The 12944-nt window shown below is 40.6% G+C and carries 11 protein-coding genes; all 11 read left to right on the top strand.

The annotated features are described in order from the left end of the window. Positions 1 to 1001: 8-amino-7-oxononanoate synthase (locus QNK26_RS10080; protein ID WP_319222652.1), on the top strand; the 1001-nt coding region annotated here is incomplete at its 5' end. Beyond that, positions 994 to 1782: a malonyl-ACP O-methyltransferase BioC gene (gene bioC, locus QNK26_RS10075; RefSeq protein WP_319222651.1), complete on the top strand. Its 789-nt coding sequence runs from the start codon at positions 994 to 996 to the stop codon at positions 1780 to 1782. The genes QNK26_RS10080 and bioC, both read left to right, overlap by 8 nt. 70 nt (positions 1783 to 1852) lie before the next feature. Then, the gene (gene bioD, locus QNK26_RS10070; protein ID WP_319222650.1) at positions 1853 to 2551 is read left to right on the top strand and encodes a dethiobiotin synthase; all 699 of its coding nucleotides are present in this window, start codon (positions 1853 to 1855) and stop codon (positions 2549 to 2551) included. A 116-nt stretch (positions 2552 to 2667) separates the two neighbouring features. Beyond that, positions 2668 to 4044: a hypothetical protein gene (locus QNK26_RS10065; protein WP_319222649.1), complete on the top strand. Its 1377-nt coding sequence runs from the start codon at positions 2668 to 2670 to the stop codon at positions 4042 to 4044. Positions 4045 to 4305: 261 nt separating this feature from the next. Beyond that, a complete protein-coding gene (locus QNK26_RS10060; protein ID WP_319222648.1) occupies positions 4306 to 5325 on the top strand; it encodes an AraC family transcriptional regulator in 1020 nt (339 codons plus the stop codon). A gap of 79 nt (positions 5326 to 5404) precedes the next feature. Then, positions 5405 to 6562, top strand: a complete 1158-nt coding sequence (locus QNK26_RS10055; protein WP_319222647.1) for a YCF48-related protein — start codon at positions 5405 to 5407, stop codon at positions 6560 to 6562. A gap of 1 nt (position 6563) precedes the next feature. Continuing rightward, positions 6564 to 8930, top strand: a complete 2367-nt coding sequence (locus QNK26_RS10050; RefSeq protein ID WP_319222646.1) for an efflux RND transporter permease subunit — start codon at positions 6564 to 6566, stop codon at positions 8928 to 8930. Positions 8931 to 9177: 247 nt separating this feature from the next. Next, the gene (gene msbA / locus QNK26_RS10045) at positions 9178 to 10920 is read left to right on the top strand and encodes a lipid A export permease/ATP-binding protein MsbA (protein WP_319222645.1); all 1743 of its coding nucleotides are present in this window, start codon (positions 9178 to 9180) and stop codon (positions 10918 to 10920) included. Between the two features lie 32 nt (positions 10921 to 10952). Beyond that, positions 10953 to 11945, top strand: coding sequence for a tetraacyldisaccharide 4'-kinase (lpxK, locus tag QNK26_RS10040; RefSeq protein WP_319222643.1), 993 nt, complete (start codon positions 10953 to 10955; stop codon positions 11943 to 11945). Beyond that, positions 11929 to 12117: a Trm112 family protein gene (locus QNK26_RS10035; RefSeq protein WP_319222641.1), complete on the top strand. Its 189-nt coding sequence runs from the start codon at positions 11929 to 11931 to the stop codon at positions 12115 to 12117. Before lpxK ends, QNK26_RS10035 begins: the two co-directional genes overlap by 17 nt. After that, a complete protein-coding gene (gene kdsB, locus QNK26_RS10030) occupies positions 12114 to 12872 on the top strand; it encodes a 3-deoxy-manno-octulosonate cytidylyltransferase (RefSeq protein WP_319222639.1) in 759 nt (252 codons plus the stop codon). Before QNK26_RS10035 ends, kdsB begins: the two co-directional genes overlap by 4 nt. Positions 12873 to 12944: the final 72 nt, after the last annotated feature.

Genomic DNA, 12944 nt, shown 5'->3' with positions numbered 1-12944 from the left:
CCGATATAATTGCTGCCTGGCAGCGTGGCGCAAATCAATATGGTGTTGGTAGCGGAGGGTCTTTTTTAGTCACAGGTTATACGCAGGCGCATGCAGCATTAGAAGCAAAATTAGCGGAAATAACCGGTTATGAATCAAGTTTATTATTTAATTCTGGCTACAGTGCTAACCAAGCATTGATAAAAGCCTTGTTAAATAAGAATGATTTATTGGTTCAGGATAAGCTTAATCACGCTTCGTTAATTGAGGCTGGCGTCTATTCGCCGGTATCGATGAAACGCTTTAAGCATAATGATACCGCCCATCTGGCACAACTTCTGAGTCAACACCGACCGCAATCGGCGAATTCACTCGTGGTCACGGAAGGTGTGTTTAGTATGGATGGTGATTCGGCCGATCTGCAGGGAATTAGTCGGCTATGTAAAGTCCATGACAGCTGGTTATTAGTCGATGATGCACATGGTTTTGGGGTCTTACCGCAAGGACAAAATAGCCTTAAACAGCATCTGCTATCGACAAATGATGTTAATTTATACATGGCGACATTTGGTAAAGCGGTGGGGGTATCAGGGGCATTTGTTGCCGCTTCTAAAGACGTTATTGAATATTTAGTTAACTTTTCTAAACCCTATATTTATTCGACAGCAATGCCGGCTGCAATGGCGGTATGTATTGATAAAGCATTGACTATTATGGCGACAGAAATGTGGCGAGTTACTCATTTGAATCAATTAATTTGTTATTTTAAACAACAGTGCTCGTTACGCAATATTACATTAATGCCATCTGATAGTGCTATTCAGCCCCTTATTATTGGTGATGCGAGCAAAGCGATGAAAATCAGTCAGTACCTTGCCAGCAAAGGTTTATTGGTAAAAGCAATTCGCCCACCGACAGTGCCTCAAGGCTCGTCACGTTTACGAATTACCCTATCAGCAAATCACAGTATTGAAGATATTGATTTATTATTGACACGATTAAAGGAGGCGCTGCATGATTGATAAAAGTGCAGTTGCACGTTGTTTTGGTAAAGCGGCGGCGAGTTATGATCAGCATGCGGTATTGCAACGTTTATCTAGTGATAAATTATTAGGCTATTTACCTGGGCTATCGAACGGTAGTAAGGCCTATGCAAGCACTGTCGATCTAGGTTGCGGTAGTGGGGCACTATTACCAACATTAGCGCATTACAGTGAAAGCTTGATTGCGGTTGATTTATCTTTTGGCATGCTTGCCTACGCCCAACAGCACCATCAATTACCGTTACAACCTCATTGGTTAAATGCGGATGCTGAAGCCTTACCATTACAATCCTCGAGCATTGACTTGTGTGTTTCTAATCTTGCCTTGCAATGGTGTGACGATTTGGCAATGCCGTTAATCGAAGTGTCACGTTGCTTGAAGCAGGGAGGTTTGATGCTGTTTAGTACATTAGTGTCGGGGAGTTTGAATGAACTAACCCTGTCATGGTCGAGCGTCAATGAGCATCGCCATGTTAATCGCTTTCTTTCAGAACCTGAGATTAAAGCCTCGCTATTAAAGTCGGGTTTAAGTGTCGAGAGCTTTCAGGTTGAAATTCAAACCATGTATTACTCCAGCGTTAAAGAAGTGATGCAAAGCCTGAAAGGCATTGGCGCTAATCATGTACATAATAAGGATGCTAGGCCGACGACACGAGGCGAGCTAAGGGCATTCAAAGCCAATTACGAAACGTTACGTGATAATCAAGGCTTATTACCACTGAGCTATAAACTCGCTTACTGCTTGTTACGTAAGTGTTAGTATTGCTTGATTTAAACCCTGTTCTAATTTAACCCCTATAGTAATTTAAAACAAAACCTTAAGGTTATTGATGACAATGAATTCAAAAAAAGTATTTATTACCGGTACTGATACTGATGTTGGTAAAACTGTAATTAGTTGTGCAGTCCTTGATTACGCGAACAATTTAGGTTTAAAAACGGTAGGTTTAAAACCCATCGCCGCTGGTTGTGAGTTAACGCCGAGCGGTTTACGTAATGACGATGCCTTGTTGTTACAGCAGCATGCCTCGCATAAATTAGCTTACCAAATAATAAACCCGATTGCTTATCAACAGCCTATTGCACCACATATCGCCGCCCATCAACGCGGTGAGTCGATTGATCTTGGGCTGGTGGATACTTCTCTCGCGCAAGTGCCTCATGAGATCGATTTTACTGTTATAGAAGGCGCGGGTGGTTGGCATCTTCCTATTGATAATCGTCACTATTTTTCATCTTGGGTAGCTGAAAATAAGTTAGATGTTATTCTTGTAGTAGGGGTTAAGTTAGGTTGTTTAAATCATGCGATATTATCAGCACAAGCGATCCAACATTCCGGTGCTAACTTTGTCGGTTGGGTTGCAAACAGTTTAACCACAGATATTGCTAATTATGATGAAATGATTGGCACCTTAAGAGAAGCTTTATCTGCACCTTTGATGGGGGAAATGCCTTATTTTTCATCAATTGAAAAGAAAAATAACAATTCAGCTAACTATTTGGATTTAACTTCTTATTTAGTGTTGTAAAGGATAATATACTTAGCCATAAATTAACCCCATGATGTTTAGGCATAACGATAAGGCATACGTTATGGATCAAAGGGAATGCGTGTAATAATTAAGGATTAAGGGGTGTGTAGCGCGTGGCTAAGATTGTTTTAAAGCAAGAAGATAAATTATCATTTAAACTTAATCACCTTATCCCACAAGGTGATTATCGTCGCGTTGACGTGTATTTATTGTTGCCTAATGAGATGGGCATTAACCCACAGACATTGACGGAAGAAGCTTATTTCTATCGTGGCATTCAAGGAAAGCGCGCGTATTACTCAGAGGGGTTACACCTTCCATTAGTACAAAGCCGTTTTGCCAGCCGGATGAAACGTTCACCTGACGAATACCGTGTAAATTTGAATCTGTTTGCTTATCAATTCGCTAAAGCTTTTGAAAAAGATATTAGCAATATTGAACAGCAAATTGAGCAGCACTTATTTTATTCAGCCCTCATTGAGTTAATTGATGTTGCTAAATCGATCATTAAAAAGTTTCGTCGAAATGCCCCAACAGATGAAAAACTAAAAGCTTATTTCAATAACGTAGACAATTACCTTTCATGGTTTAGTGAGCAGTGCTGTTATAAAGCCTTATCAAAACGCAAGAAAAACAATGAATTTCTTGATGAACGCGCTGAGATAATCGGCTTTTGCCGTGGTGAAGCTAAGTACCGTTTAGAAAATGGTTATAACTCTGCTAATACGTTATTAGATCCAAATCGAATTGCCAATAAAATGCGTTTATTACGTCGTTTAATCGAACATGGCGTGATCTTTAAGGAAGAGACCCAACAATTGGGTAAGCATCAGAAAAAAGTGGTAAAAGGAACTGCAACCTCATTAGTGATGGTGATTGTATTAAGTCTGATTTTGTTTGCTCAAGGTGAGCTGAAAGGACTAACCTATGCGTTGATTGCAGTATTGTCGGTTATTTATGGTTTCAGGGAGATCTTCAAAGATGAATTTAACAATACATTGTGGCGCTGGATCCGTAAGGGCAGACCAAAGTGGTCAAGGAATTTAATTGATACATCAAATCAGCAAATAATATCAAAGCAACGTGTATGGCTTGATTATATTAAACAAAGCAAATTACCACCTGCCGTTCGTGAGGTACTATATCGCCGACGACCGCAGAACAAGCAAGAATCAATTCTATTACATTACCGCCTTGATACTCGAGTGAGTAACAAGGGTTTTCAAGCGGGTTATGATCGAATTCAAGAGCAGATATATTTTAGCGTGCGTCCACTCATCCGCTATTTAGAGCGAGGAACCGGCGCTGTTTATACGGAAAATGACGGTAAAATAAGTAAAGAAGCAATTGAAAGACGTTTTCAAGTCAACGTGGTGGTTGGCTTGAAAGACGATAGTGCGAAAGTTGTTTACCAACGCCATAAAATAACAGTCAATCGTTCTGGTATCCTTGATATTGAAGCGGCGGACATATTTAGCGAGATCCTCTAGGTCGTTTAGCTATACTTGTTCATCACAGTAGGTATTAAATCTGTGAGTAATCTAATAGCTTTTATAATGATTTAATCAAACGTTTGAATTATTATGATGCTAAGCTCTAATTTTTGCGTTAAGCTTGTTGCGAATATGTTGTCCATGTGAAATATTTGTTCTTCCAGTCATGGTTTGATTGAGTCCGAGACTCGTTTTAAACTATGCTGCAATGGAACAATAAGCATAAATAATCGTAATAGTAGCAAAGGAGTGCTGATAATGGATGGACAAGGAGATGTGATCGGTGGCTGGTTAGTCGCGCTCTATAAAGCCTTGTTGTGGAAAGGTATAGAGCCGTTTGAGCTACTTTCAAAATCCGAAATTAATATTAATGAGATATCGAATGTCGGCAGTCGTGTGCCTGTTAGTCTGTGTAATAAACTCTTCGAACAATCCGCGGAATTAACGGATGACCCTCTATTACCAATCAAAGTTAGCCAGTGTATCGTTGCGACAACCTTTCATGCACTTGGCTATGCATTGCAAGCATCATCTTCTTTACAGGATGCATTTACTCGTCTAGTACATTATGACCGTGTACTGAGTAGTACTTGCCGTATTAATTTAAGCGAAGACGAAGCGCACTGTTATCTTGAATTAAATTTGAATGAGACCGAAAACAACATTAATCGCATCGGCGAGCAACTTGAATTAACCATGTTGCTATCGATCATTAAAATATGTCGAGATCTTTCAAATCCGGGATTCACGCCAGTCAAAATATACACCACTGTTGATAGTCGCTGCCGTGACGAATTTGAAGCCTATACTGGCTGTTCGATTGAATTTAATGCCAATAAATCTATGCTTATTATGGACCGCAATCTACTCGCCCGACGTTTACCTAATTTCGCACCCGATCTTATTTTATTAAGTGATAAAGCCGCTGATGATTATCTTGCGGGGTTAAGTGGTAACAATGTGGTCTGTAAAGTGCGTTCAGAAGTAGTTTCGTTGATGGCGACAGGCGTACCGAATATAGATTTAGTGGCTGAGAAGTTGAATTTTAGCCAACGTAGCTTACAGCGAAAGCTGAATGATTCAGGTACCAGTTATAAAGATCTTGTTGAAAATATTCGTCAATCAATGGCTGAAAAATACTTAAACCAGAATTTATTGTCGCTAGGGGAGATTAGTTATTTATTAGGTTTTTCTAATGTGGCTAACTTTTCTCGTGCATTTAAGCGTTGGAAGGGCGTTACTCCGGGTGTTTATCGGGGAGAACATTGCCATTCATAAAGTGTGTAGGACACCTGTACCAGCATAATAAGAGAGCAGGTTACTAGGTTTTAAAAATGTATGATATTAAGGGATTAGGATGGTAGACATGCCGAGTATGGATAAGAAGTGGCTAGCGCTGTTATGTGCATTAAGTTTACCAGTACATAGTGCGAGTGAGTTTGTTGATAATAATGTACTTACTGTCGCAGCTGAGAAAAATAATCTTGCTGAAAAAAGTGTATTTTTAGAAATTGATCGTTTTAAGCAACAGCAAATATTAGTGGGTGAGTATGGCCGGATTTTAGTTAGAAAAGGCAGTGACTCAGAGTGGTTACAAGCCAATGTACCGGTGCAAACGACTATAACTGCGGTTGATATTATCGATGAAAATATTGCTTGGGCTGTTGGCCATCAAGGCGTGATATTAAAAACTACAGATGGTGGCAATAACTGGATAAAAGTGTTTGACGGCTTGCAGTTAACTGGTTTGTTAAAAACCAGCTTAGAGCAGCAAGTCGCAGATTTAACGGTTCAGTTTGAACGTGCAGAAGCGGGCAGTGTTGATGAGGATATACTTGATGAGTTAGAGATGCTACTCGATGATGCAAGTTATAAATTGGAAGATTTAACGGATAATACCGGTATTGAAATTTCTTTTTTTGATGTGCTATTCACTACCCCTGATTATGGCCTTGTCATTGGTGCTTATGGCGCAATGCTAGAAACTAACAATGGTGGTAATAGCTGGCAATATGTTGGTTATCAAGTGCCTAATCCGGAAGGTTTCCACCTTAATGCTTTAACCACAGATGCTAATAATAACATTTATGTGGTGGGTGAAGCGGGTCTTGGGATGGCAACATCAAATCAGGGCAAGAGTTGGCGTTCGTTAAATATTGATTATCTTGGTTCTTTATTTGGTATCGAAGTGAATGGCTCGTCGCTTTATAGTTACGGATTACGCGGCAATATGTTTGCTTCACAAGACCAAGGTGAATCTTGGCAGCACCTTGATACTGGAGTCAGTAACCATATTTTTTCTGCTGATTGGCTCAATAATGAAGAGCTGTTATTAGTTGGCGCTGGTGGATTAAAGCTCGTCTATAACGGTCATACTTTTGCTAATATTTCAAAAAATAGTCAGCGTATTGATATTACCTCAGTTAAAATTATCGATGACAGGGTGATCACGACAGGATTACGTGGTTGGCAAGCAAGCACTAAAAGTGAATTAGTACAGGGAGGTCTAAAGTAATATGGAAAAGTTTACTATTTGGATCGAGAAACAGTTATTTGGTTTTAAATATATCGTCTTTGCATTTATTGTGTTACTTACCGGTTTTTTGGCGTATAACGCCAGTTTAGTACGACCAAGTGCTTCATTTGAAAAAATGATCCCAGTGCAACATGAATATGTTCAAAATTATTTAAATTATAAGCAAGAGTTAGCTAGCTTAGGCAATAGTGTACGGGTTGTTATTGAAAATGAAAACGGTGATATTTTTAATGCTGATTTTCAAGAGCAAATGCGCACCTTAAATGATGAATTGTTTTTTATCTCTGGTGTTGATCGCTCGGGGATGAAATCAATTTGGACTGCAAATGTAACTTGGGCTGAGGTCACTGAAGATGGTTTTGTCGGTGGTACTGTTATTCCCAGTGATTATGATGGTAGCCAGCGGACGCTAGACAGATTACGTCGCAATGTGATGCTATCTGGTCAAGTTGGTTATTTAGTCGGTGATGATTTTAAATCTGCAGTGTTCTTATTACCTTTAATGAGCATAAACCCAGATACAGGTAAACCGTTAGATTATAATCAACTTTCTATAACGTTAGAAGAAATACGCAGTAAGTATGAAGTAAACGGCGTGAAAGTTCACATTACCGGTTTTGCTAAAGTGGTTGGTGACCTGATTGCTGGCGCGGCCGAAGTCGTTATTTTCTTTTTAACTGCTATCGTCATTACTTTTGCTCTGTTGTATTTTTACAGCCGTTGTTTAAGAAGTACTCTGGTGACGGTAATTTGCGCCTTAGTTGCGGTTATTTGGCAACTCGGCTTGCTTAATTTACTGGGGCAAGGGCTTGATCCTTACTCTATGCTAGTACCATTTTTAGTGTTTGCGATCGCGGTGAGCCACGGTGTCCAGCTGATTAGTGCAATCGGGCAACATATGGCTGCAGGTAATAAAGCGGAGCAAGCGTCTCGTCTTGCGTTTAGATCGCTGGCCATTCCTGGTTTGATCGCCTTGTTAAGTGATGGCCTTGGTTTTATTACTTTAAATGTAATTGAAATTCAGGTGATTCAAGATTTAGCCACCGCAGCAAGTGTTGGTGTCGCGGTTATTTTGTTAACCAACTTGGTCTTGTTACCTATTTTGATGTCCTGGACAGGAGTATCTCCTGCTGGTATAAAATACTTGCTCGCAGAGCAATCTAAAACACCGTTAATTGTCACCGTATTTAGCCGTTTTGCAGATGCTAAATGGGCTAAGTCGGCGTTACTATTTGGTCTGGTTTGTTTGGCTGTCGGTTTATATCAAGGCCAAGCGTTAAAAATTGGAGATCTGGATGCGGGCGCCCCCGAGTTACGTGCAGACAGTCGCTATAATCTAGACAATGCTTATGTGGTCAACAATTACCAAGCAAGTACTGACATCATGGTATTGATGGTTGAAACACCTGCAGAGCAGTGTAGTAGTTACCACACTTTAAATGCGGTGAATCAGTTACAAGCACATGTTCAAGGTATTCCAGGGGTACAATCCACGCTTTCTGTCGCAACCATTGCTAAAAAAGCGATTGTCGGTATGAATGAGGGTAACCCTAAATGGCAAGGTTTAAGCCCTAATCAACTGGTGTTAAATGCAGCTGTAGGCCGTGCACCAGCTGCGTTTATGAATAATACTTGCAGCATGTTACCGCTGATTATTTATCTCGATGATCACAAAGCCAATACACTTGAGACCGTTATTGCTGATATTACGGCTTATACTGCTGCAAATAAAACCGAAGGTGTTAACTTTGCTCTGGCGGCTGGTAACGCAGGTATTGAAGCGGCAACCAATAGTGTGATTGAAAAAGCTCAATACCAAATGCTAATGTGGGTATATGGTGTGGTTGCATTATTATGCTTTCTAACTTTCCGCTCGGTGAAGACTTTACTGTGTATTATTTTGCCTTTAGCGCTCACCTCGATTTTAGGGCAGGCGTTAATGGCGACATTAGGCATAGGTGTTAAAGTGGCCACTTTACCCGTGATTGCACTCGGTGTCGGTATTGGTGTCGATTACGGTATCTATATTTATAGCCAATTATCTGCCCGTTTGAAAATGGGTGATAGTTTACAAGATGCTTATCAATATGCATTAACAAGTACCGGTAAAGCCGTTGCATTTACCGGTATTACTTTAGCGATTGGCGTATGTACTTGGGTATTATCACCGATAAAATTCCAAGCGGATATGGGCTTAATGCTGACCTTCATGTTTATCTGGAATATGCTGGGTGCTTTGTGTTTCCTACCTGCGTTAGCATGGTTGTTAAAAATTGGTGGCAATACGCAAATTGTAGAACCATCTCAACAGACTAAAATAGCGGAAGATAAAAGTAACGCGGCATAACTCGATGTCAGCCTTTTTATTAATCTGCGTATGTTTTATTAACTAAGGTATGTTGATTAAATAAAATCGCTACTTTTGTAGAGTTTGCTGACAGCATAGTCATTAAAGGGTTGATCCACTGGGGTTAGCCCTTTTTCGTTAATATGGTTAAAAAACAGTTATTATGGGATTCTATGCATTGAAAGTTTGGAGTTTTAGCTAACCTAGGTTTAAAATGGCGGTCTATCTCAATAACAAGACAGTTTTCATGGATCAACAGCGTACAGCTTGGCAAACAGTCAAGCGATTTTCTATATATGTTCTCGACTTAAAAACCACCTTAGGTTTTGGTATCCTAGCTATGCTTGGTTACGGTATTGTCGATGCCACGTTACTTAATATTTTACAGCCGCTTGTCGATGATGGCTTTAACGCTGAAACCTCAGCATTCTTGAAGTGGATGCCATTGTTTGTGGTCGGCATGGTAACCTTACGTGGTTTAGCGTCATTTGGTTCAAGTTATTGCATGGCGAAAGCGGGTAATACCGTAGTAATGCGTTTACAACGTCAGTTATTTGATCATCTTATGCATTTACCTGTGAGCTTTTTTGATAAAACCCCATCGGGTGAATTAGTATCAAAAATTATCTATGATTCAAGCCAAGTATCAGGCGCAGCATCTAAAACAATCGTAAATGTGTTCCGAAGCGGTGCGTTTATTCTTGGTTTGCTTATTTGGATGTTCTACCAAAGCTGGCAGTTATCCCTGGTGCTATTATTTATTGCACCACTAGTCGGTATCATTATTGGCACTGTGAGCCGTCGTTTTCGTGTGATTAGTCATCGCTTACAAAAAGCGATGGGTAATGTGTCATCAACCGCGCAGCAAATGTTGCATGGTCATAAAGACGTATTAATGTCTGCAGGACATGAAACAGAGCGTGAACGTTTTGGTTCTGTAAGTAATCATATTCGTCAGCAACAAATGAAAATGGCGACAACCAGTGCCGCGAGTAATGCACTAGTACAAATTGTGGCTTCATTTGCACTCGGTGTGGTGTTATATCTTGCGTCTTTTGAATCTATCCGTGCGGAGCTTACACCGGGTAAGTTCGTGGCTATTGTCGGTTCTATGATGGCATTATTACGTCCATTACGTGACATCACAAACGTTAACTCTGAAATCCAAAAAGCAATCTCGGCGTGTAACAGCTTATTTGATATTCTTGATCTCCAAGCAGAGAAAAATACAGGTACTTATATACCAGAACGTGTTGCAGGTAAAATTACCTTCTCAAATGTTGATTTTACTTATCCAACAGCGAGTGCGCGTTTGATTGAGAATATGAACTTTACCGCACAACCCGGTGAGATGATCGCGCTGGTTGGTCGTTCGGGTAGTGGTAAATCAACATTAGCTAGTTTGATTACGCGTTTTTATGAGATAGAGAAAGGCGAGATTAGCATTGATGATAGGCCTCTTCATGACTATGAATTGAAATCATTACGTAACCAGATCGCCTTAGTATCGCAAAATGTTCATTTATTTAATGACACAATCGCCGCGAATATTGCTTATGGCCGTTTTAACGAAGTGACACGTGAAGAGATTATTGAGGCTGCGACTAAAGCCAATGCATTAGAATTTATTGAAGGCTTTGATAATGGTTTTGATACTATGGTAGGTGAAAACGGCGCGATGCTATCAGGTGGTCAACGTCAACGTCTGGCCATTGCGCGTGCCTTGTTACAAGATGCACCCATCTTAATTCTTGATGAAGCAACGTCGGCACTGGATGCTGAATCTGAGAAAAAGGTTCAACAAGCGCTTGAGATATTACAAAAAGACAGAACCTCGTTAGTGATTGCCCATCGTTTAACCACGATTGAAGCGGCCGATCGTATCTTAGTTCTCGAAGCTGGTTCTATAATTGAAAGTGGTTCGCACACAGAACTCCTTGCAAAAGGTGAGCACTACGCACAATTACACCGTTTACAACTTGGCGGTTAAACTCGCGCTTGGCGTTAAAAATAGGACTTAGTGTGAAAATTGAAGAGGATATTTGGTACGGTAACCATTGGTCAAAGTGGTTACTGGCCCCTTTAAGTGTCACGTTTGCTGCAATTACATGCAGCCGTCGTAAGCTATTTGAGCTTGGCATTAAAGCCAGTGTTAAACCTGCAGTACCGACTATCGTTGTCGGTAATATTACTGTGGGTGGCACAGGTAAAACACCTTTGGTTGTTTACTTATGTGAACAGCTAACAGCGGCGGGTTACAAACCGGGGATTATCAGCCGAGGTTATGGCTCGAAAGCACCACAATATCCCTATATTGTTAATAGCGATTCTCCTGTGGCACATAGCGGCGACGAACCGTTTATGTTACATAAACGCACGCAATGCCCACTTGTTATTAGCCCTGTGCGCACTGATGCAGCTGCACACTTGTTAGCTAATTTTGATGTTGACGTTATTATCACTGATGATGGTTTACAACATTATGCGATGCAGCGAGACATTGAGCTTATTGTTATCGATGGCAAACGCCGCCTTGGCAATGGTCACTTATTACCTATGGGGCCGTTACGTGAAGGCGCTTGGCGTTTAAAAACTGCTGATGTTGTTATTTGTAATGGTGGTAACGGTTTAGCTGGCGAGGTTAACATGCGCTTGGTTGCCGCGCCGTTACGCAAAGTGAGTAATAATCAAGCGGCCACACCGAGTACCGAAGTTGCCTGTGTTGCTATTGCCGGTATTGGTAATCCACAGCGGTTTTATAACACATTAGAAAAACACGATTATGTGATTGAAGAACATCTTTCATTTCCTGATCATCATGCTTTTACTGCCGCTGAAATTAATCAGTTTGCAGGGGGGCGAACCGTTATTATGACTGAAAAAGATGCGGTTAAGTGTCAGTCTTTCGCTCAGGATAATTGGTATTATTTACCGGTAAATGCAAGTTTAGATAGCGAATTTTTACCGCTGTTATTATTAAAATTAAAGGAATTAAACCATGACTTTGGATCATAACTTACTTGAAATTATTGCTTGCCCTGTTTGTAAAGGTAAATTGCATTTTGATAAAAGTAGTAATGAACTTATCTGTAATGCAGACCGTCTTGCTTATCCAATCACGGAAGGGATCCCTGTATTACTTGAAACGAAAGCGCGTCAGTTAACTGCTGCAGAGTTAGCTAAATGAGTTTTATTGTTATTATCCCATCACGCTACCAGTCGAGCCGTTTACCTGGTAAGCCGTTAGTTGATATCTGTGGTAAAACAATGATCCAACGCGTTGCTGAGCAAGCGTTGCAAAGTGGTGCTTCACGTGTAGTTATTGCTACCGATGATGTGCGTATTGAACAGGCGGTGACGGCATTAGGTTATGAAGTCTGCATGACGTCACCTGATCATAACTCGGGTACAGAACGGTTAGCTGAAGTTTGCAGTAAGCTCGGCTTTAATGATGATGACATTATCGTTAATGTACAAGGTGATGAGCCACTCATCCCTCCGCGTATTATTGAACAAGTTGCGACAAATCTGGGCACTCAAAACGAAGCACGTATGGCGACATTGTCTGTTGCTATTACTGATGTCGAAGAAGTGTTTAATCCGAATGCCGTGAAAGTGGTGACGGATAAGCAAGGTTACGCTTTGTACTTTAGTCGAGCGCCGATCCCGTATCATCGTGATAACTTTATGCACCAACCGGTGACAGAGATTAAACCTGTCTACCAACGTCATATTGGCATCTACGCATACCGCGCTGGTTTTATTCGTGACTATGTTCAGTGGCAAGAAACTGAATTAGAGCACATTGAATCATTAGAGCAGTTACGCGTACTCTGGCATGGTGAGAAAATTCATGTTGCAGAGGCGCTTGAAGCACCGGCAGCTGGTGTTGATACACCTGAAGATCTGGTTGTAGTACGTAACATTGTTAATGGGCAATAATTAATAACTTTAACAAGTGATTGTTATTTATATCGTTTATCCTCTTACAAATTGATTTATAGATTATGTTCT

Source organism: Moritella sp., assembly GCF_033791185.1.
Lineage (GTDB): Bacteria > Pseudomonadota > Gammaproteobacteria > Enterobacterales > Moritellaceae > Moritella.
The sequence above is the reverse complement of the archived record's forward strand: the minus strand, read 5'-3'. Positions and strand labels throughout refer to the sequence as shown.